The sequence below is a fragment of the Micromonospora sp. WMMD1274 genome (genome assembly GCF_049179035.1).
Lineage (GTDB): Bacteria > Actinomycetota > Actinomycetes > Mycobacteriales > Micromonosporaceae > Micromonospora > Micromonospora tulbaghiae.
Window position 1 is genome coordinate 4,538,852 of sequence record NZ_JBMHMG010000001.1, and the last position, 19,062, is coordinate 4,557,913.

The following is a 19,062-nucleotide window of genomic DNA, read 5'->3' on the forward strand; positions in this document are numbered from 1 at the left end:
ATCGGCACGGGCCGGGTGGCGTCTGAGCCTCCCGGCCCGGCGCCGGTCAGCGTGCCGAGTCCAGCCGGGTCCGCTGCTCGGCGGTCAGCTCCAGGTCGACAGCGGCCAGGCTCTCCTCCAGCTGCGCCACCGAGGAGAAGCCGACCAGCGGGATCGACGGCTGGTCCCCGCCCATCAGCCAGGCCAGCACTACCTGGTTCACTGTGGCGCCGGTCTCGGCGGCGACCGCCCGAAGCGCCGCCAGCCGGGCCGGGGTGGCGGGCACCACGTACTCCTCGCCGAGCCGCTCCGGCCGGACGTACGCGCCCTTCAGCAGCGGCGAGTACGCGACCAGCGTGAGCTGCGGCTCCGTACGCAGGTAGCTGAGCAGGTCCGGGCCGACCCAGCCGACGTCGCCGTCCGGGTCCAGCTCGCTCGGCACGTCCAGCCGCCGGGGCAGGTAGCTGCGGTGGTACTGGAGCACCTCGTACCCGGGCAGGCCGGCCGCGGCGGCGAGCGCGCGGGCCCGCTCGACCCGCCAGGCGCGGTGGTTGCTGGCGCCCAGCAACCCGACCGTGCCCTCGGCGACCAGCTCGGCGAAGCCCTCCACGGTCTCCCGCATCGGGATCGTCCGGTCCTCGATGTGGGCGTAGAGCAGGTCGATCCGCTCGACGCCGAGGCGCTCCCGGCTGCGTTCGGCGGACTCGCGGATCACCTTGGCCGACAGCCCTTCCGGGTTGTCGACATAGCTGGTGCCCGGCGCGAGCGGGCGGGCACCCAGCTTCGTGGCGATGACCACCTCGCCGCCGATGCCGCGGCTGCGCCGCCAGCGGCCGAGCAGCTCCTCGCTCTCGCCACCCTGGCCCCCGTTGTGCCAGAAGGCGTAGTTGTCCGAGGTGTCGATGAAGGTGCCGCCCGCCTCGACGTACCGGTCGAGGATGGCGAACGAGGTGGCCTCGTCGGTGGCGGTGCCGAACAGCATCGCGCCGAGACTGAGCACACTGACCTCGCGGCGGGTGGCCGGGTCCGTGCCGATGGTGCGGTAGCGCATGTCTTCCTCCCCGTCGGAGCTTTGCCGGTCACCCTGCCCCTTCGAGTGCGCGCGAAGTCAACAAGCGGAGGGGCCCCGGTCTCCCGGGGCCCCTCCGACGTGTGACTGCTCAGTTCGGGATGTAGTCGAACTCGTCCGGGTTCGGGCCCGTCCGGCCGGCCTCGCCCCGGTCCAGCGAGGTGAGCCGCTCCATCGCGGCGTCGTCGAGCGTGAAGTCGAAGATCGCGAAGTTCTCCTCGATCCGCTTCGGGGTGGTCGACTTCGGGAAGACGATGTCGCCGCGCTGCACGTGCCAGCGCAGTACCACCTGGGCCGGGGTCCGGCCGACCTGCTCGGCCACGTCGACGACTGTCGGATCGTCGAGCACCTTGCCCTGCGCGATCGGCGACCACGCCTCGGTGAGGATGCCGTGCGCCTTGTCGTACGCCCGCACCTCCTCGTTGCCGAGGTAGGGGTGCGCCTCGATCTGGTTGACCGCCGGCACCACGTCCGCCTCGGCGGCCAGCCGCTCCAGGTGCGCGACCTGGAAGTTGGACACGCCGATCGACCGGACGGTGCCCTCGCGCCGCAGGTCTTCGAGCACCTTCCAGGTGGAGACGAAGTCGCCGTCGTAGCGGGTGGGCAGCGGCCAGTGGATCAGGAACAGGTCGAGGTAGTCGAACTTCAGCTCCCGCAGCGACTGCTCGAACGCCTTGCGGGCGTCGTCCGGGCGGTGGAAACCGTTGTTCAGCTTGCTGGTGACGAAGACCTCGCCGCGGTCCAGCCCGGAGGCGCGCAGCGCCTGGCCCACCTCCGCCTCGTTGCCGTACATCTGGGCGGTGTCGATGTGCCGGTAGCCGACCTCCAGCGCGGTGCCGACCGCCCGCACGGTGTCCTTCGGCTCGATCTGGAAGACGCCGAAGCCGAGCTGCGGGATGGTGTTGCCGTCATTGAGTGCGATGTCCGGAATGCCGTTCTGGGCCATGAGAGCCTCATCTCCGATCGTGCGATGCCCGGGGGCGCGTCCGTGCCGACTGCCCCCCGGCCGTGCCAACCGGATGTCTCTACCCGCTCGCCACGCTTCCTCACATCGGGGACGAGCGTCAACCCCAGATCGAGCGCGCCCACTCGGGGTGGTCGACGAACGGGTTCCGGTTGCCCTGCCAGCGCTCGTAGATGCGCTGGTTGCGGCGCTTCTCGAAGGCGTCCGGCGGATCCTGGTCGTTCCAGGCCAGCAGCTTCGACAGCCGCCCGAGCCGGGGCGCGGAGCCGTTGGAGACCGAGTCGTTCGGTTCCAGGTCCGGCCAGCCGTCGCCGCCCTCGTACCGGATCGCCATGTAGAGGATCATGCGGGCCACGTCGCCCTTGACCGCGTCGCGCGGCTCGAACGAGTCGGCGTCGGTGTAGCAGCCGGGCGCCTCGGCCACCGCGCCGCCGCCGGCGTCGAAGTCCTTGTTGCCGCGCGACGAGTTGACCGACACGTCCTCCGGCCGCAGGTGGTGCACGTCGGTGCCGGGGCCGGTGGCGGTGCCGAAGTCGCCGTGCGACTTGGCCCAGACGTGCTCGCGGTTCCAGTCGTTCGCGCCGCCGCCGTTGCTGGTCTTGCTCTGCGAGCGTCCGCTGTAGAGCAGGATCACGTTGGCCGGGTTGGCCGGATCCTGGTCGGTGTCCTTGAGCGCGTCCCACACCTGGTCGTAGCTGAGCTTCGTCTGCACCTTGATGATGCCGTGCAGCGCGGTGCGCAGCGCCGGCCCGGTCCGGCCGGCCGCGGCCGCGTAGTACGCGTCCGGCACGGCGGTGCCGGTCGGGCTCGGGGTCGGCGTGGGGCTCGGCGTGGCGCCGCCGCCGAGGCTCATCGCGGTCGGGTTCTTCAGGCCGCCGTGGCTGAAGTACGCGGTGAGCGCGCCGGTCGCTGTGACCTGCCGCCCGCGCAGCGACGGGTTGGTGAGCAGCCCGAAGGTGCTCCGCCAGGCGGCTGTCACCTGCACGTACAGCATCCGGCTCGTGCCGGTCTCGCCGGCCTGGTCGGCGAGGGCGATCGCGGTGTCCGCGGTGAAGCCGGAGGTGAGCACCGTGGTGGTGGCGGTGGGCTGGCCGATGACGTAGCCGGTGACGGTGGCCGTCCGGCCGTCCTGGGCGGCGAGCGCCTGCGCCACGGTCAGGGGCGTCGCGGCCGACGCGGCGCCGGTCACGCCGAGCGGGATCCCGACCGCGACGGCGAGCACGACCGCCGCGATCAACCGCCCGGGTCGCGAGCGGGTGACGCGCTTCATATTCATGATCAGCGATGCTAGCCGCAATGCGGTGAACTGCGGGAGGTCAGCGGGCCGACTTTTCGTCCCGGCCGGCCTCGAACAGCACCGGCCACGGCCGGGCCGCCGGGGCGAGGAGTGCCGGTCCGCCCGGTTCGTCGGGCGCGGCGAGCGTCTCGGTGGCGAGGTGGCCGAACATCGGCGCGGCCGGGTGCGCCGCCCGGCTCGGCCAGGCCGCGGAGATCCGCCGGACCAGCGGCGTACCGGTGATCGGTCGCCACGCGACACGTGGTTCCCGGCGGGCCAGCGCGGCGGGCTCGACGGCGACCGCGCCGCCGGCCAGGAGCAGACCGAACAGGAACTCCGGGTTGCGCGCGGGGCGGACCCGGGCCGGGGCGAAACCGTGCTGCCGGCACACGGTCAGCAGATGCTCGTGCCAGCCGGGCGCGGTGACCGGTGGCGCGGTGACCAGGTCCATGCCGGCCAGATCGGCGAGCGCGATCTCCCGCGGCCGGACCAGCGGCGAGGCCCGGGGCAGCAGCACACCCACCGGTACGTCCACCGGCTCGCCGAAGCGCAGCCCGGCCCCGTCGACCGGATGGTGCAGCAGGCCGACGTCCAGCCGCCCGTCCGCGAGCATCCGGTGCTGCTCGGCGCTCGTCAGTTCGTGCAGGTCGAGGGCGAGCCCGGGTGCGCGGGCCGCGAGCGCGTCGAGCAGCGCGCGCAACGTCACGGCCGGGGTCTCCGGGGGTACGCCGGCACGCAGCACCCCGAGCGCGCCCCGCCGGACCCGCTCGGCGAGGTGACGCAGCCGGCGTTCACCGGCCAGCAGTTCGTCGGCCTCGCCGAGCAGCAACTGGCCGGCGGTGGTGAGGCCGACCTGGCGCTGCGACCTGTCGAACAGGGTGACGCCCAGCTCCCGTTCCAACCGCTGGATCGACTGGCTCAGCGGTGGCTGCGCCATGCCCAGCGTCTCGGCGGCCCGGCCGAAGTGCAGTTCCCGGGCGACCACCACGAAATGCCGCAGGTGCCGCAGCAGGTCCATCCGGGCACCCTAGCGTCGCCGCTGGTTACCGTGTCGGCGTGGATGCGGGGGAGCGGGTCGCGGAGATCTTCGGGCGGGCCGGGTTGCGAGGTTGCCTGCACGTCGTGGACGTGGACGACCCAGCCGGCGGTGAGGTGGCGCTGCGCGCCGACGAGCAGATCGTCATCGCGTCCATCTTCAAGATCATGCTGGTGCTGGAGTTCGCCCGGCAGGCCGCCGCCGGGCAGCTCGACCCGACCGAACGGGTGGTGGTCGGTCCCGCCGACCGGCTCGGCGGCTGGGGTGTGGCCGGCTGCGCCGACGACGTCGAGATCTCCCTGCGTGACCTCGCGTACCTGGCCATGTCGGTGAGTGACAACACGGCGGCCGACCTCCTGCTGCGCCGGGTCGGCGCGGACGTGCTGCCGATGCTGGCCGCGGAGCTGGACCTGCCGCGCACCCGGATCGTCGGCGGCCCTCGGCAACTCGTCGAGACGATGCTCTCCGACGTGGGCGCACGCACCGAGGCGGACTTCGCGCGGATCTTCCCCACCCTGTCGCCCGAACGGATCCGCGCGATGCGGGTCTTCGACCCCGAGCACACCAGCTCCAGCACCGCCCGCGAGCTGACCCGGCTGCTCCGTCTGGTGTGGCGGGACGAGGCCGGGCCGGCGCCCGCGTGCGCCATGGTCCGGGAGCTGATGGCACGGCAACTCTTCTGGACCCGGCTGGCCGCCGGCTTCCCACCCGGGGTCCGGGTCGCCGGGAAGACCGGCACCCTGCCGGGGCTGCACCTCGAAGCCGGCGTCGCGGAGTACCCCGACGGTCGCAGGTATGCGATCGCGGTGGCGGTACGTACGCAACGGCTGGCCGCCCGCCGGATCGACGTGGACCTGGCGATGGGGGAGGCGGCCCGGACCGCCGTCGATTCATTGCGTTGATCCGGACCGGGCCACCGGCCTGGCCTGCGGTGATATCGGTCCGGATATCGGTCGTTGCGCTCGTCGATCTTGGACATCGACGCCGGCGGGGTGGTGGTCTGGGCCTACCGATCACCGATCACCGATCCCGAACGGGGAGGACGACACATGCCCGAGAACCGGCCGTCCGGCTACGCCCGCCGTCGATTCCTGCGCGACACCGCCGTCGGCGCCGCCGCCGTCTCCACCGCCGGCCTCGTCGCCGCCGCCCCGGCGGAAGCGGCCGGGCCGAGCCCTGCCGCCGCGCCGAGCCGCGCCGCCGGCGGTACGCGACGCGGCGGCGCGGTGACCTTCCGCTGGTGGGGGACCTCCGGCTGGCGCATCGACATCGGGGACCGGACGGTGCTCGTCGACCCGTACCTGAGCCGGTACGACACCGGGCTGTTCCGGAAGCCGTTCAACCCCGACACCGGGCTGACAGTGGCCGCCGACGTGGTCGACCGGCTCGCCGACCGGGCGGAGAACATCTTCGTCACCCACACCCACTGGGACCACTTCAACGACGTGCCGCACATCGCCGCCCGGACCGGCGCCCGGGTCTTCGGCACGCTCACCGCCTATCACCTCGGCCTGGCGTACGGGCTGCCGACCGGGCAACTGGCCCCGGTCAAGGGCGGCGAGGTGCTCGACTTCGACGGGTACACGGTGGAGGTGGTCGGCTCGCTGCACAGCCGGAATCCCACCTGGTCGATGGCCTTCCCCGGGGTACGGGTCAGCCGGCCGCCCCGTCCGGAGACGATCGCCGACCTGCCCGAGGGCGACACGCTGGCGTACCAGATCCGGATCGACGGCGGCCCGGCCGTGTTCTTCATGGGTGCCAGCGACTTCGACGAGCGCAAGCTGAGCGGGCTCGCCCCGGACGTCGCGATGGTCGCCTCCGCCGCCACCACGGCGACCGCCGACTACGTGCCCCGGCTGATGGCCGCGCTGGACCGTCCGAAGGTCGTGGTTCCGGTGCACTGGGACAACTTCGAGACGCCGCTCACCAACCCGCCGACTGTCGCCGACAGCGACCGGGAACGCCTCGACGCCCTCGTCGCCGAGGTGCGCCGGGTCTCGCCGCGCAGCCGCGTGCTGGTGCCGGAGTACCACACCGCGTACCGGTTCTGACGGCGCCGCTCAGGAGGCCGCCAGCCGGGCGTAGACGTCGCCGGAGCGACCGGCCGGGCGGTACGTCTCCAGCAGGCGTACCAGCCCGGCCGCGTCCAGCCACCGGTCGCTCGCGAACCGCATGGTCTCCACCGGCGAGTAGTTGTAGCGGTAGCCGCCCGCCGTCGCGCCCAGCCGTTCCACCAGCTCCAACGCGGCCAGCGCGGCGTCGTGCGCGGGCGGCAGGTACTCGAAGGACAGCCCGCGCACCGGGTGACTCAGGCCGGACAGCACGTCGACCTCGAAGCCCTCGACGTCGACCTTGCAGAACGCCGGTACGCCGTGCCGCGCGATCAGGTCGTCCAGCGTCACCACCGGCACCTCGACCGACCGGTCCCAGCGGACCCCGGCGAAGCTCGGGTCGGCGGTGACCGACTCGATCCACGACGACGACATGGTGGACACCGTCGGCGTCGCGCTGGACAGCTCCAGCCGCGCGCTCCCGGACCGCGCACCGACCGCCGTCGGCTCGATCGTCACGTCGGCGTCCCGCCCGAAGCCCAGGCGCAGCACCCGCAGGCAGTCCGGCTGCGGCTCGACAGCGACCACCCGCGCGCCCAGCCGCCGCCAGGTACGCACCCGGCCGCCCACGTGGGCGCCGATGTCGAAGCCGAGGTCGCCGGGGGAGAGGAACTGCCCGTAGAGCTGCCGGGCACGCCGGTGCTTGGCCGGCTGACCGTGGTAGACGGCCAGGGAACGGGTGATCCCCCAGGCCCGAGCGAGCATCGTCACGACATCCCTAACTGTGAGTGGTGGACTTCGGTCCGTACGCGTTCAGGAACCGGTCGCGGAACGACTCCATCGGCCAGACCGGGGCCTGCGGGCCGGGGTTGAGGCCGTCCTGCCACCCCCACCCGGCGATCCGGTCGAGCACTGCCGGGTCCTTCGCGACGACTGTGATCGGCACGTCCTTGCCGGCGCCCTCGCCGGTGACCGCCCGGGCCGGCTGGTGGTCGCCGAGGAACACGAGCACCAGGTTCTCGTCGCCGTACCGCTGGACGTAGGAGATGAGCGTGCGCAGCGAGTAGACAACCGCGCGCCGGTACGCCTCCCGGGTGCCCTCCGCCGAGCGGTCGGCGCGTGCGGTCCCCTTGTACACCGAGCCGTCGCCGACGTCGTCCCAGTCGACGAGCGGCGGTACCGGCGTCCACGGCACGTGGCTGGACAGCAACGGGATCTCGGCCATCACCGGGGCGTGCCCGGGTCCGCGCTCGCGGCGCTGGAACGTCGACAGCGTGTACTGGTCCGGCGGTGAGGAGAAGCTGAACAGCGGCCCCCGGTAGCCGAGTTCCTTCATGCCGTACACCTGGTCCGGGGAGAAGAAGTCGGCCTCCGGCCAGGCGCGGGTGAGCGCCGGCATGACCAGCGTGGTCCGCCAGCCGGCGCGCTTGAACGCGCCGTTGAGGGTCAGGTGGTCGCTGCGGACCAGGTTGGTGTAGCGCAACTGGTTGTCCGCCCGGATGCCGCTCATCAGCGTGGCGTGCGCGAGCCAGCTTCCGCCGCCGGTGGTGGACGAGGTGAGGAACGCGCTGCGGCTGCCGTATCCGGCCGCGCGCAACTGCCGGGTGCCCTCGTCCAGGACGGCGTCCACCTCCGGCGCGAGGTCCGGATCCTCCAGCGCGACCCGGCCGTAGCTCTCCACGAACGTGAACAGCACGTCCTTGCCGCGCAACGCGGTCAGCAACTGCTCGCCCGGCACGTCCTGGAACGGGTCGCCGGCGAGCTGCGTGTTCAGCGTCTCCTGGTCGTTGAGGCCCGCCCGTACCTGCCGGGCCCGGTCGTAGAGACCGGCCGCCACCGTGTCGGCGGCGACCGGGACGCCCGGCACGATCTGCGCGCCGAGCACGGCGCAGACCACCCAGGCGGCGGCGAACGCGGTGGTCGCGCGCGCGGTCACCACCCGGTGGCCGGCCACGACCCGGGTCACCCGCCGCACCGACAGCGTCACCAGCAGCGGTACGGCGAGGACCGCGACCACTGCCAGCGCCACCGCGCCCACCTCGGCGGCGCGACCGTACGACTCGGACAGGAACTCCGCGCCCGCGCCGAGGAACGTCCAGTCGGCGATCAGGTCGAAGGGGCGGTCCAGGACCAGCGAGAACCCGAGGTCGGTGACCTTGAGGACGAGGACCAGGCCGAGCAGCGCGCCGAGAACCGTGGCCACGACCCGGCGCGGACGTGCCGGCAGGACCAGCAGCAGGGCGACGGCGATCAGCCCTTCCACCGGGACGCGCAGGAACGCGCCCGGGCTGAACTCGTTGACGTCGCTCGGCGCGACGAGTGCCACCAGCACGAGCGCGGCGGCGAGCGCGGTGACCGTGGCGGCGAGCACCCGCCGGGCGCGCCGCCGCCCCGGCGCCGGCGCGTCGCCGGTCGTGGTGCCGGTCTCGTTGTCGTCGGTTGTGGTGGCGTCCGGGGCGTCGTCGCCGTCCGCCGGGCGGGACAGGTCGGTCACCGGTGCCGACCGCCGACCTCGGCGGGCTGGCGCGCGATCCGCACGCCCGGCGTCCACTCGGGCCGGTGGCCCGCCGGGGCGGGGGAGACCGGCGCGGCCGGGAGCGCGCGCGGCGCCGGGCGTACGCGGTGCCGCCACAGCCAGCCGACGTCACGGCCGAACGACTCGACCAGCAGCGCGAGCGCGCCGAGAAGCACCGCGACGGCGAGCGGCCGGGGCAGGACGCCCGCCGCCACCACCGCCAGCGCGATGCCCTGCGTGGCGGCGACCACCTTGCGCCAGTAGCGCGGCGGCAGCGACCCGCGCATCCACGGCAGCACCCAGCCGGCGGCGACGAAGACGTACCGCATCGCGCCGATCACCAGCACCCAGGCGCCCACCTGGTCGGCGACGTACCCGCAGAGGACCAGGACGAGGAAGGAGTCGACCTCCATGTCGAACCGGGCGCCCAGCGCGCTCACCGTGCCGGTACGGCGGGCCACCTGCCCGTCCACCCAGTCGAGCGACAGCGCCACCGCGCTCAGCGCGACCAGGACCGGCACCACGATCGGCTCGCGGAACGAGTCGACAGTCAACGCGGCCACACCGCCGGTGAGCGTCGCCCGGGTGAGCGTCACCCAGTCCGCCGGCCCGAGCCGGTCCGCGCCCGAACGGCGCAGCCCGTATCCGAGCGCCGCGACCGTCACCACCCCGAAGAGCAGACCGGTCAGCCAGCCGTACGCGCTCAGGCCGACCGTGCCGGCCAGGGCCGCGAGTACGCCAACCTGGAGAATCGCCCCCGCGAATGGATCAGTTCGAAGTGCGGACACCATGCCTCCGAGGTAGACGTCACGAACCACACCTGTGTACGGAGAACATGCCCGAACAGTTCGTTCTGATACCGGAAACGCGCCAGCAGAAGCAGCGGCACCCGCAGCTCCCCGCGTTTGTTCGCTTGAACGTAAGTACGTACTTCCGTACTATCGCTGCCATGGCAAGCGTGGAGGAACGGCTCGCGGCCCTGGAGGCGCAGGTGGCCCGGCTGGCCGGCGAGCGGGACGCCGGAGCCGGCACGCCGGCCGGCGAGGCCGCGCCGACCGACGCCCTCTGGGCACTCGGCGGCCTGAAGCAGCGAATTCCCGCCGACGGTGCCGGTGCGGTGCTCTACACCGGCACCGTCCGCACCGGGGACCGGAACTACGACTGGCAGTACGGCGCCACAGTCGACGACCTGCTCGACGACGACTGGCCGGCACTGGCCGGCACGCTCACCGCGCTGGCGCATCCGGTGCGGCTGCGGCTGCTGCGCGAGATCCTCGGCGGGCGGCGCGGCACCGCCGAACTGGCCGGCCTCGACGGGATCGGCACCACCGGCCAGCTCCATCACCACCTGCGCCAACTCGCCGCCGCCGGCTGGCTGCGCAGCGGCGCCCGCGGGCGCTACGACATACCGCCCGAGCGGGCGGTGCCGCTGCTGGCCATCCTCACCGCCGCCCGCCGCTGACCCGGCCGGCCACTTCGACGGAAGGCAGCGCCATGCGTACCCCGATCGTTCTCGCCGTCGCCGCCGGCCTCGCCGCCTCGGCCGTGGCGGCGGTCCGGAAGCCCCGGCCGCCCCGCCTGGGCCCGCAGCGGACCGGCGACGCGGACCTGGCCGCGACCGTCCGCGCCGCCGTGGACGACCCCGAAGGACTGCGCGGCCTCGCGGTGGCGGTGATCGAGGGCGACCGGGTCCGCGTCGCGGGCCTCGGCGACCGGGCTCGCGGCGGGCCGGCCGTCGAACCGGGCACACCGTTCGAGATCGGCTCGCTCGTCAAGCCGCTCACCGGGATGCTCCTGGCCCGGCAGGTGGCGGCCGGTGCGGTCGACCCCGACGACCGGCTGGCCGCCGTCCTGCCCGGCGTGACCGGTCCGGCCGGTGAGGTCACGCTCGCCGAACTGGCCAGTCACCGGGCCGGGCTGCCCCGGCTGGCGCTCGACTCCGCGGGCGCGATGGTCCGCACCTGGTGGGCGGCGTCCACGGCCGGAAACCCGTACGCCGGTTACGACGTCGACCGGATCGTCGCCGTCGCCGCGAACACCGAGCCGGGCGGAGACCGCGGCACCGTCTCCTACTCGAACTTCGGCGCGGCGCTGCTCGGCCAGGCGCTGGCGGCCCGGGCCGGCGTCGGCTATCCGGAACTGCTGCGCCGGGACGTGCTGCGTCCACTGAAGATGAACGCCACGCTGGCCGCCACCGAGGCCGGGCACCTGCCGGGCGGGCGGGCCGAGGGCGCCACCGCCGCCGGCCGGGCCGCCGACCCGTGGCTGGGCGCGGGCTACGCCCCGGCCGGCATCGGAATCTGGTCCACGGCTGAGGACCTGGCCCGGCTCACCGCCGCGATGCTCGCCGGCACCGCCCCCGGCGCCGACGCCGCCACGCCCCGCTTCGACGCCGGGAAGGACCGCCGCGTCGGGTACGGCTGGTTCACCAGCCGGTACGGCGACCGGGAGATCGTCTGGCACAACGGGGGCACCAGTGGCTTCCGGGCCTTCCTGGGCTTCGACCGGGCCGCCGACCGAGGTGTGGTGGTGCTCGGCAACACCACACGCGACGTGGACCCGATCGGCCTGCGACTGCTCGTCTGAGGTGACGCGGCGGTCACCGCGTCCGGTCGGCGGTGTCCTGCTCGCGCCGGGCCAGCGCCGAACGGCGGTAGCCGTACAGCGCGTAGACGATCGCGCCGAGCAGGAACCAGGCGCCGAACCGCAGCCACGTCACCGGGTCGAGGAACGTGATCAGCCAGATCGAGAAGATCACGCCGAGGGCCGGGACCACGGGCATGCCGGGGAGCCGGAACGTACGCGGGGCGTCCGGGCGGCGGTAGCGCAGCACGATCACCGCCACGCACACCACCACGAACGCCAGCAGGATGCCGATGTTCGTCAGCTCGGCGGCCTGCCGGATCGGCAGGAAACCGGCGATCAGCGCCGAGCCGACGCCGACGATCCAGGTGACCCGGGTCGGTACCCGGCGTACCGGGTGGACCTTGGCGAACCAGCCGGGCAGCAGCCCGTCCCGGCTCATCGAGAACCACACCCGGGTCACGCCGAGCATGAACGTGAACATCACGGTGAGGATGCCGATGATCGCCCCGACCGCGATCACACTGGCCAGCCCGGAGAGCCCGACCGAGGCGAACGCGGAGGAGAAGCCGCTCTCCGGGTCGATGTCCCGGTAGTTCTGCATGCCGGTGAGCACCAGCGTGGCCAGCACGTACAGCACCATCGAGATGACCAGCGACCAGATGATCGCCTTGGGCATGTGCCGGCGGGCGTCCCGTGACTCCTCCGCGGCGGTGCTCATCGCGTCGTACCCGAAGACGGCGAAGAAGACGGTGGCCGCGCCAGTGACCGCGCCGCCGACGCCGAACGGGAAGAACGGCGAGTAGTTGGCCGTCTTCACGTGGAAGAAGCCGACCACGATCACCAGCAGCACGACGGCGACCTTGAGGCCCACCACGAACGTCTCGAACCGCGCGGCGGCCCTGATGCCCCGGGTCAGCAGGAACGCGATGAGCAGGCAGAGCGCCACCGCGAACAGGTCCACCCGGTGCCCGTCGCCGGTGCCGGGCGCGCCGAGCATCCACGCCGGCAGGTCCGCGCCCAGCTCGTTGACGAGGAAGCCGAAGTAGCCGGAGATGCCGATGGCCACGACGGCGACGATCGCCGTGTACTCCAGCAGCAGGTCCCAGCCGATGAACCAGCCGACCGCCTCGCCCAGCACCGCGTACCCGTAGGTGTAGGCCGACCCGGCCTTGGGGATCATGCCGGCGAACTCCGCGTACGACAGTGCGGCGGCGGCGCTGGCCAGACCGGCGATCAGGAACGACACCAGCACGGCCGGGCCGGCGGTCTCGTTCGCCACCGCCCCGGCCAGCGCGAAGATGCCCGCGCCGATGATGCCGCCGACCCCGATCGCGGTGAGCTGCCACAACCCCAGTTCACGGGAGAGGCCCTCGTCGGTCTCGTCGGCGATCTGCTCGACCGGCTTGCGCCGGAAGATGCCCTGTCCCACCGCCATGCCGGCCCCTCCCCGTCGCCCGCGTCGTACCGCCCCGGGGCCACCGCGTCCGACGAGCCGCGACCCCGCCATGGACGAACGTAAATCCTCGGCGCGAAGATCGCAGCGCGACGGCAGCGATCACCCCGGCGGCGGACCGGCGACCAGCCGCCAGTACTGCCGTTTGCCCTCGTCGCGGACCACGACGCCGAGCCGGGCCAGCTCCCCGTGCAGCTCCCGGGTCTCGGCGTCGTGGCCGCCGTCGAGCGCCCGCTGCCGGGCGCGCAGCAGGGCGTCCGCGCCGGGCGGCAGGCCGGGCAGCCCTTCCACCCAGCGCCTGTACGCGTCCCGGTGCGGGTCCTGGCCGGTCCACGGCCAGCCCTGCCGGGTGAAAGCCGCGCGCAACCGCTCGGCGTCCAGGTCGGACTTCTCCCGGGCCAGCTCGCCGCCGGCGGTGTCCAGCAGCACCAGTGCCCTGCCGTCGACGAACACCCCGGCCACGTCGGCGCGGGCGAGGTCACGGCCGTGCCCGTCGCGGTGCAGCCGTACCGACCGGTGGCCGACCGTGACGGTCAGCCGCTCGCGGACCGCCACCACCGCCAGGATCAGGCCGCCGAGCACGCCCACCCCGATCCCGATCGGGTACGACCGCTCGTCCGGCCACCGGGCGAGCAGCTCGAACAGGCCCTGGAACGGGAACCAGGCCAGCCCGGCGATCCAGCCGGACAGCGCGGTCAGCCCGGCTGCCAGCCCCGCCCCGAACAGCGGGAATCCCGCCCAGAACAGCACCAGCTCGCCGCGTCCGCCGTCGACGACGACATCCTCCCCGGGTTGCCAGGCGGCCACGGTCAGGACACCTCCCGGCGCATGGTGCGGACCAGGCCGGCGGCCAGCGGCAGGAGCACCCAGACGGCCAGCGATACGCCGAGCCGGCCCCACTGCCCGCCGGTCATCTCGGCGCCGAGCAGCGGCTCCATGGTGAGCGAGGTGTCCAGCCAGCGGGCCGGCTCCCGCAGCGCGGAGATCATCGCGGACAGCAGGCTCCACACGGTGGGCAGCAGCAGGTAGGTGACGATCGCCAGCGGCGTGTTCAGCAGCAGCAGGCCGAAACCGGCACCCATCAGCACGTTCACCACCTGGAACACGGCCGCGTGCGGCAGCAGTCGCCAGTCGAACGTCCAGGCTCCCGCCCCGCCGGTGGCGCCGGCGGCGAGCGTGCCGACGGCGGCGACCGCCAGGCTGACGAGCACCGAGGCGAGCGCGGCGAGCACCACCGCGGCGAGTTTGGCGACGATCACCCGCTCCCGGCGGGGCACCAGCGCGAACGTGGTGAGCGCGCTGCGCTGCGACCACTCGCCGGTGATGGAGAGGATGCCGAGCACCGGCAGGAGCAGCCCGACCGGCAGCAGCGACGGCGTGAAGAACGCGGTGAACGTCTGGTCCGGCGCGTCGAGGACGAACAGCTGCACCACCACGATCACGGCCGCGATCAGGCCGATCGCGATCAGCAACCAGCGCCCGGCCCGGGTGTCGGCGAGCTTGCGCAGCTCCACGGCGGTCAGCCGGGCCAGCGTCGGTCCGGCGACGGCGACCTCGGGTCGCGGTGGTGCAGGGCTGCGGGTGGCGGTGGTCATCGGACGGCCTCCTTGGTCGACGCGCCGGCGGTGAGGGTGAGGAAGAGCTGTTCCAGGCCGCCGCTGCCGGCCGGGCGCAGCTCGGTGAGGACCAGTCCGGCGTCCGCCGCGGCCTGGCCGACCTCGCCCGGCTCGGCCCGGACGACGAAGCCGCCGTCGGTGCCGGCGGTGGCCGGCAGCGCGGCCCGCTCCAGCGTCAGGCGCAGGGCGTGCGCGTCGCGGGCGCGGACGAGCGTGCCGGCACCCGCGAGCAGCTCGTCCTTGCCGCCCTGGGCGACCACCCGGCCGCCGCCGATCACCACCAGCCGGTCGGCCACCGCCTCCACCTCGCGCAGCAGGTGCGAGGAGAGCAGCACCGTGCCGCCCCGGTCGGCGAAGTCGCGCAGCAGGCCGCGCATCCAGAAGATCCCCTCCGGGTCGAGGCCGTTGGCCGGCTCGTCCAGGATCAGGACCCGGGGGTCCCCCAGCAGCGCCAGCGCCAGGCCGAGCCGCTGCCGCATGCCCAGGGAGTACGCGCCGACGCGGCGCCGGGCCGCGGTGTCGTTCAGTCCGACCTGGTCGAGTGCCGCCGCCACCCGCCCCCGGTCGACGCCCATGGTGCGGGCGGCGAGCGTGAGCGTCTCCCGTCCGGTCCGCCCGGTGTGCTGCGCCGAGGCGTCGAGCAGCACGCCGATCTCCCGCCCCGGGTTGGGCAGCTGCCGGTACGGGCGGCCGCCAACTGTCGCGCCGCCCGAGGTGGGCGGCGTCATCCCGCAGATCATCCGCATCGTGGTGGACTTCCCGGCGCCGTTCGGCCCGAGGAAACCGGTCACCGAACCCGGTTCGCACCGGAACGTGACGTCCTCGACGGCGGTGTGCGGGCCGTACCGCTTGGTGAGCTGGTCGACTTCGATCATGCCGTCGAGCCTGCCGGGGTCATCCGGTCACGCGCTGCGGCCGGCGGTCTGCGCCGCCGTCGACCTCGGTTCACCGCAGGCGTCGACTTTGGTAGCTGGTAGCCGGTCCGGACGGCTTCCTAGCATGGACGGGTGACCAGCGCCGCCGTACCCGATCATCCCTGGCTCCTGCCGGGTTCCCTGGTGCCCGCCCGGGCCGCCCGTCGGACGCCCCGGGACTGGTTCGTGGACGGCGTGCTGTTCGTGGCCTCGCTGCTCTGGGTGCTGATCGCGCACGGCGACGTGACCAGCGCCACCCCGGAGTTCGGGCTCAACGCCGGTCCGGCCTGGCTGGAGGAGGTCGACCTGCTCGTCGGCCTGCTCGTCAGCGGCGCGCTCTGGCTGCGCCGGCGCTGGCCGGTCGGGCTGGCGGTGGCGACCGCGCCGCTCGTGTTCTTCTCGGTCACCTCCGGCGTCGCGTTGCTCGTCATCACGTTCACCGTGCTCGTGCACCGGCCGCTGCCGGTGGGTCTGGCCCTGGCGGCGTGGAACGTGCTGAGCCTGCCGGTCTACCTCGCCGTCCGGCCCGACCCGACGATGCCGTTCTGGGGTTCGGTGATCTGGACCGCGCTGTTCATCGGCGTGGTGGTGGCCTGGGCGCTGTTCGTCAGGGCCCGCCGCCAGCTGGTGCTGTCGCTGCGCGACCGCGCCGAGCGGGCCGAGGCCGAGCAGCAACTCCGGCTCGACCAGGCCCGGCAGCTCGAACGCGGCCGGATCGCCCGCGAGATGCACGACGTGCTCGCGCACCGGATCTCCCTGCTCAGCCTGCACGCGGGCGCGCTGGAGTTCCGGCCGGACGCGCCGCCGGAGGAGGTGGCGCGGGCGGCCGGGGTGATCCGGGCCAGCGCGCACGCCGCGCTCCAGGACCTGCGCGAGGTGATCGGCGTGCTGCGGGCCGAGGTCGGCTCCGAGGCCACGCCGGAACGGCCGCAGCCCACCCTCGCCGACGTGCCCGCGCTCGTCGCCGAGAGCCGCGACGCCGGGGTACGGGTCGGCGTGGTCGACGAGGTGGCCGAGCCGGAGGCGGTGCCCGCGGCGATCGGGCGCAGCGCGTACCGGATCGTGCAGGAGGGGCTGACCAACGCCCGCAAGCACGCACCGGGCGCGGTGGTGACGGTCCGGCTCGCCGGCGGCCCGGGGGAAGGGCTGGCGGTGGAGATCGTCAACCCGTGGCCCGTCGGTGCGCCCGCGACCGCTATCCCGGGCACCGGCACCGGGCTGGTCGGGATCGCGGAGCGGGTCACGCTCGCCGGTGGCCGCCTCGAACACGGGCGGGACGCCGACGGCGCGTTCCGGCTGACCGCCTGGCTGCCCTGGGCGGCGGCTCAGTGAGCGCGCCGGTGCGGGTGCTCATCGTCGACGACGACCCGCTGGTCCGCGGCGCGCTGTCGATGATCCTCGGCGGCGTACCCGACCTGGCTGTGGTCGGCGAGGCCGCCGACGGTGCCGAGGTGCCGGCGGCGGTCGCCGCACACGCCCCGGACGTGGTGCTGATGGACATCCGCATGCCCCGCGTCGACGGGCTGGCCGCCACCGAGGCGCTGCGTGCCACAGCCGAACCGCCCGAGGTGCTGGTGCTCACCACCTTCGACGCCGACGAGCAGGTGCTGCGGGCGCTGCGCGCCGGGGCGAGCGGATTCCTGCTCAAGGACACCCCGCCGGCCGAGATCGTGGCCGCGGTACGCCGGGTCGCGGCGGGGGAGGCGACGCTGTCCCCGGCGGTGACCCGCAAGCTCATCGCGCACGTCACCGGCACCGCGCCGGTGCCCGGCGCGGACCCGAAGCGGGAGCGGGCGGTACGGCTGCTCGACGGGCTCTCCGAACGGGAACGGGAGGTCGCGGTGCTGCTCGGCCGGGGCCGGACCAACGCGGAGATCTCCGCCGAGCTGTTCATGAGCGTGGCGACCGTGAAGGCGTACGTGTCGCGGCTGCTGACGAAGCTCGATCTGAACAACCGCGTGCAGGTGGCCCTGCTGGTCCAGGACGCCGGCCTGGTCTGACTCGCCGCACGGCGGGATTGAACTGCTGCCGTTCTCCGGCCGTACCAGTGGTCGAGGATGTGGTGCGGCCGTTCCGCCGTACCGCTGCCGAGCTGCGGGAGGCCTGCCGTGCGAGTTGGTGAGCAGTCGACGGACCCCATCGACCAGATCCTGGGCGAGGTGCCGGTACCGGCGCCGTTGACCCCCGAGGACGTCCGCCTCGCGGTCCGGGCGGTGGTGGTGCACGCCGCCGAGGAGTGGCCCGCGGGGCCGAAGTGCCGCAACGACGGGTCGTCGTTCCCCTGCCGGTTGCATCGCTGGGGCCGGCGGGTGCTGGAGACACACGGTCTCAACGACCGTCAGATCGACGCGCTGATCCGGCACGGCAACCCGTTCGTGCACGTGCCCTTCCCGTTCGTGCTGACCGGCCCGTCCGGCGCCCGTCCGGCCGCCGGTCAGGTCGCCCGTCCGGCCGGTCAGGCGGGTCGGCCGGGCGTACCCGGTCAGGTCGCCCGTCCCGCCGCCGCGGCCCAGGCGGCGCGCGGTCCGGTCCCGCGGGTCGCGACGCCGCCGGTGCGGCCCGGTCTGCGCCCTGTCGCCGGGCGGCCGGCTCCCGCCGCCCGGCCCCGCTGGCCCCGGGCGAGCTGACTCCCGCCGCCCGGTTCCGGGCCGACCGCCCCCGGGCCCGCCGGCCCGGGTGAGCTGACGCCCGGCGCCCGGTTCCGGTCGCGTCGACGCCCCGTCGCGGAGCGGCGTCGGTCGTGCCGGAGCATGCCGGCGGCGGCCCGGCCGGGGAGCCCCCACCCCCGTGCCGGGCCGCCGTCACCGTGTCACTTGACGCCGCAGTCCGGGGCGGACCAGTCCCTGGTGTTCGGCGCCTTGTCCCGGTTGTTCTCCCGCCGCGAGTCCACGTGCGTGTGGTCGTCGTGGTCCGGGTAGCCGGGCCCGTAGATGCCGCTGAAGCCCTGGTCACGAGCGGATCGGGCGATGTCGCAGAGGCTGCGGTGCTTGGCGATCAGGTCGGCCGCGTTGCCGTAGAGGTGCTGGCTGTCCGCGGCGCCGCCGACCTGCCGGTTGCAGGCGATGCTGCGGAACCCGCTGGTCACGTAGAGCGGCTTGTCGCCGAGGCTGCGCCGCAGCGCCTCCAGCTTCCACATGGTGCGCAGCGCGTTCTCCCGGGTGGCCGACGAGGAGAGCGGACCTCCGGCCCACCCGCCCTTGCCGCAGCCGTTGTCCAGCTCGGCGTAGCTGAAGTGCTTGGGCGTGCAGTCGCTGTCCTTCTGCAGGTCGTAGATCTTGGCGAACGTCTGCGGCCCGGCCACGCCGTCGGCGCGCAGCCCGTACGCGGCCTGGAAGCGCTTGACCGCGGCGGCCGTCTCCGGGCCGTACACACCGTCGACCCGGACGATCCCGCCGTACGCGGCCCAGCCGGCCACCCGGATCTGGAGCTGCCGGACCTCGGCGCCGGAGCTTCCCTGGGACAGCGTCCGCTTCCAGGTGTAGCAGCCGTCGGCGTGCGCCGGTGGCGCGGCCACGACTGTCGCCACGGCGGCCCCGGGCAGGGCCAGCGCGAACGCGACCGCCGCCCGCTTCAGGGTGTTGACGCGCACAGAGTCCTCCCGAT

General features: G+C 73.9%; 19 protein-coding genes. 7 read left to right on the forward strand and 12 right to left on the reverse strand.

Annotated features, from left to right (window positions below):
- Window positions 1-46 precede the first annotated feature (46 nt).
- The 4 genes from ACN27D_RS21630 to ACN27D_RS21645 form a co-directional block, all read right to left on the reverse strand.
- The gene (locus tag ACN27D_RS21630) at window positions 47-1,030 is read right to left on the reverse strand and encodes an aldo/keto reductase (protein WP_120571446.1); all 984 of its coding nucleotides are present in this window, start codon (window positions 1,028-1,030) and stop codon (window positions 47-49) included.
- Between the two features lie 109 nt (window positions 1,031-1,139).
- Window positions 1,140-1,994 carry an aldo/keto reductase gene (locus tag ACN27D_RS21635; RefSeq protein ID WP_121684543.1) on the reverse strand — a complete coding sequence of 285 codons (855 nt, stop codon included), beginning with the start codon at window positions 1,992-1,994 and terminating at the stop codon, window positions 1,140-1,142.
- Between the two features lie 118 nt (window positions 1,995-2,112).
- Window positions 2,113-3,288: an endonuclease gene (locus tag ACN27D_RS21640; RefSeq protein WP_421499856.1), complete on the reverse strand. Its 1,176-nt coding sequence runs from the start codon at window positions 3,286-3,288 to the stop codon at window positions 2,113-2,115.
- Window positions 3,289-3,328: 40 nt separating this feature from the next.
- Window positions 3,329-4,306, reverse strand: coding sequence for a LysR family transcriptional regulator (locus ACN27D_RS21645; RefSeq protein WP_421499857.1), 978 nt, complete (start codon window positions 4,304-4,306; stop codon window positions 3,329-3,331).
- A 38-nt stretch (window positions 4,307-4,344) separates the two neighbouring features.
- Between ACN27D_RS21645 and ACN27D_RS21650 the strand changes: the two genes are divergently transcribed.
- Window positions 4,345-5,226: a serine hydrolase gene (locus ACN27D_RS21650; protein ID WP_421499858.1), complete on the forward strand. Its 882-nt coding sequence runs from the start codon at window positions 4,345-4,347 to the stop codon at window positions 5,224-5,226.
- Between the two features lie 147 nt (window positions 5,227-5,373).
- Entirely contained in the window at window positions 5,374-6,375 is a 1,002-nt protein-coding gene (locus ACN27D_RS21655; RefSeq protein ID WP_421499859.1) for an MBL fold metallo-hydrolase, read from the forward strand.
- Window positions 6,376-6,384: 9 nt separating this feature from the next.
- On the opposite strand, the gene ACN27D_RS21660 is transcribed toward ACN27D_RS21655, so the two are convergent.
- From ACN27D_RS21660 to ACN27D_RS21670, 3 genes are read right to left on the reverse strand one after another with little or no spacing between them, the layout of a single operon-like run.
- On the reverse strand, window positions 6,385-7,140 hold the full coding sequence (locus tag ACN27D_RS21660) for an FkbM family methyltransferase (RefSeq protein ID WP_421501182.1): 756 nt from the start codon (window positions 7,138-7,140) through the stop codon (window positions 6,385-6,387).
- Window positions 7,141-7,153: 13 nt separating this feature from the next.
- Window positions 7,154-8,869, reverse strand: coding sequence for a sulfatase (locus ACN27D_RS21665; protein WP_421499860.1), 1,716 nt, complete (start codon window positions 8,867-8,869; stop codon window positions 7,154-7,156).
- Window positions 8,866-9,681: a CDP-alcohol phosphatidyltransferase family protein gene (locus ACN27D_RS21670; RefSeq protein ID WP_421499861.1), complete on the reverse strand. Its 816-nt coding sequence runs from the start codon at window positions 9,679-9,681 to the stop codon at window positions 8,866-8,868. The genes ACN27D_RS21665 and ACN27D_RS21670 overlap by 4 nt, the downstream gene beginning before the upstream one ends.
- A 158-nt stretch (window positions 9,682-9,839) precedes the next feature.
- On the opposite strand from ACN27D_RS21670, the gene ACN27D_RS21675 reads away from it, so the two are divergent.
- Together ACN27D_RS21675 and ACN27D_RS21680 are read left to right on the forward strand one after the other, a co-directional pair.
- On the forward strand, window positions 9,840-10,352 hold the full coding sequence (locus tag ACN27D_RS21675; RefSeq protein WP_252449675.1) for an ArsR/SmtB family transcription factor: 513 nt from the start codon (window positions 9,840-9,842) through the stop codon (window positions 10,350-10,352).
- Window positions 10,353-10,384: 32 nt separating this feature from the next.
- Window positions 10,385-11,476 (forward strand): serine hydrolase domain-containing protein, encoded by a 1,092-nt coding sequence (locus ACN27D_RS21680; protein ID WP_421499862.1) that lies wholly within the window; start codon window positions 10,385-10,387, stop codon window positions 11,474-11,476.
- A gap of 13 nt (window positions 11,477-11,489) precedes the next feature.
- On the opposite strand, the gene ACN27D_RS21685 is transcribed toward ACN27D_RS21680, so the two are convergent.
- From ACN27D_RS21685 to ACN27D_RS21700, 4 genes are all read right to left on the reverse strand, one after another.
- Entirely contained in the window at window positions 11,490-12,911 is a 1,422-nt protein-coding gene (locus tag ACN27D_RS21685; protein WP_421499863.1) for an amino acid permease, read from the reverse strand.
- Between the two features lie 120 nt (window positions 12,912-13,031).
- A complete protein-coding gene (locus tag ACN27D_RS21690; protein WP_120571436.1) occupies window positions 13,032-13,736 on the reverse strand; it encodes a YqeB family protein in 705 nt (234 codons plus the stop codon).
- A 2-nt stretch (window positions 13,737-13,738) separates the two neighbouring features.
- On the reverse strand, window positions 13,739-14,524 hold the full coding sequence (locus tag ACN27D_RS21695) for an ABC transporter permease (protein WP_421499864.1): 786 nt from the start codon (window positions 14,522-14,524) through the stop codon (window positions 13,739-13,741).
- Window positions 14,521-15,420, reverse strand: coding sequence for an ABC transporter ATP-binding protein (locus ACN27D_RS21700; protein ID WP_121684553.1), 900 nt, complete (start codon window positions 15,418-15,420; stop codon window positions 14,521-14,523). The genes ACN27D_RS21695 and ACN27D_RS21700 overlap by 4 nt, the downstream gene beginning before the upstream one ends.
- 132 nt (window positions 15,421-15,552) lie before the next feature.
- Here ACN27D_RS21700 and ACN27D_RS21705 point away from each other — a divergent pair, with 132 nt between their 5' ends.
- The 3 genes from ACN27D_RS21705 (at window position 15,553) to ACN27D_RS21715 (ending at window position 18,086) form a co-directional block, all read left to right on the forward strand.
- Window positions 15,553-16,791 (forward strand): sensor histidine kinase, encoded by a 1,239-nt coding sequence (locus ACN27D_RS21705; protein WP_421499865.1) that lies wholly within the window; start codon window positions 15,553-15,555, stop codon window positions 16,789-16,791.
- Window positions 16,788-17,459 carry a response regulator gene (locus ACN27D_RS21710; protein ID WP_120571433.1) on the forward strand — a complete coding sequence of 224 codons (672 nt, stop codon included), beginning with the start codon at window positions 16,788-16,790 and terminating at the stop codon, window positions 17,457-17,459. The genes ACN27D_RS21705 and ACN27D_RS21710 overlap by 4 nt, the downstream gene beginning before the upstream one ends.
- Before the next feature lie 108 nt (window positions 17,460-17,567).
- Window positions 17,568-18,086: a hypothetical protein gene (locus tag ACN27D_RS21715; protein WP_393378402.1), complete on the forward strand. Its 519-nt coding sequence runs from the start codon at window positions 17,568-17,570 to the stop codon at window positions 18,084-18,086.
- A gap of 182 nt (window positions 18,087-18,268) precedes the next feature.
- Here the strand turns inward: ACN27D_RS21715 and ACN27D_RS21720 are convergent, their stop codons facing one another.
- On the reverse strand, window positions 18,269-19,048 hold the full coding sequence (locus ACN27D_RS21720; RefSeq protein WP_120571431.1) for a D-Ala-D-Ala carboxypeptidase family metallohydrolase: 780 nt from the start codon (window positions 19,046-19,048) through the stop codon (window positions 18,269-18,271).
- Window positions 19,049-19,062: the final 14 nt, after the last annotated feature.

What these genes read in the sequence shown, in the direction of transcription:
- ACN27D_RS21630 (WP_120571446.1), bottom strand. Translation starts at nt 1,030, where the DNA reads ATGCGCTACCGCACCATCGGCACGGACCCGGCCACCCGCCGCGAGGTC.
- ACN27D_RS21635 (WP_121684543.1), bottom strand. Translation starts at nt 1,994, where the DNA reads ATGGCCCAGAACGGCATTCCGGACATCGCACTCAATGACGGCAACACC.
- ACN27D_RS21640 (WP_421499856.1), bottom strand. Translation starts at nt 3,288, where the DNA reads ATGAATATGAAGCGCGTCACCCGCTCGCGACCCGGGCGGTTGATCGCG.
- ACN27D_RS21645 (WP_421499857.1), bottom strand. Translation starts at nt 4,306, where the DNA reads ATGGACCTGCTGCGGCACCTGCGGCATTTCGTGGTGGTCGCCCGGGAA.
- ACN27D_RS21655 (WP_421499859.1), top strand. Translation starts at nt 5,374, where the DNA reads ATGCCCGAGAACCGGCCGTCCGGCTACGCCCGCCGTCGATTCCTGCGC.
- ACN27D_RS21660 (WP_421501182.1), bottom strand. Translation starts at nt 7,140, where the DNA reads ATGCTCGCTCGGGCCTGGGGGATCACCCGTTCCCTGGCCGTCTACCAC.
- ACN27D_RS21670 (WP_421499861.1), bottom strand. Translation starts at nt 9,681, where the DNA reads ATGGTGTCCGCACTTCGAACTGATCCATTCGCGGGGGCGATTCTCCAG.
- ACN27D_RS21675 (WP_252449675.1), top strand. Translation starts at nt 9,840, where the DNA reads ATGGCAAGCGTGGAGGAACGGCTCGCGGCCCTGGAGGCGCAGGTGGCC.
- ACN27D_RS21680 (WP_421499862.1), top strand. Translation starts at nt 10,385, where the DNA reads ATGCGTACCCCGATCGTTCTCGCCGTCGCCGCCGGCCTCGCCGCCTCG.
- ACN27D_RS21685 (WP_421499863.1), bottom strand. Translation starts at nt 12,911, where the DNA reads ATGGCGGTGGGACAGGGCATCTTCCGGCGCAAGCCGGTCGAGCAGATC.
- ACN27D_RS21695 (WP_421499864.1), bottom strand. Translation starts at nt 14,524, where the DNA reads ATGACCACCGCCACCCGCAGCCCTGCACCACCGCGACCCGAGGTCGCC.
- ACN27D_RS21700 (WP_121684553.1), bottom strand. Translation starts at nt 15,420, where the DNA reads ATGATCGAAGTCGACCAGCTCACCAAGCGGTACGGCCCGCACACCGCC.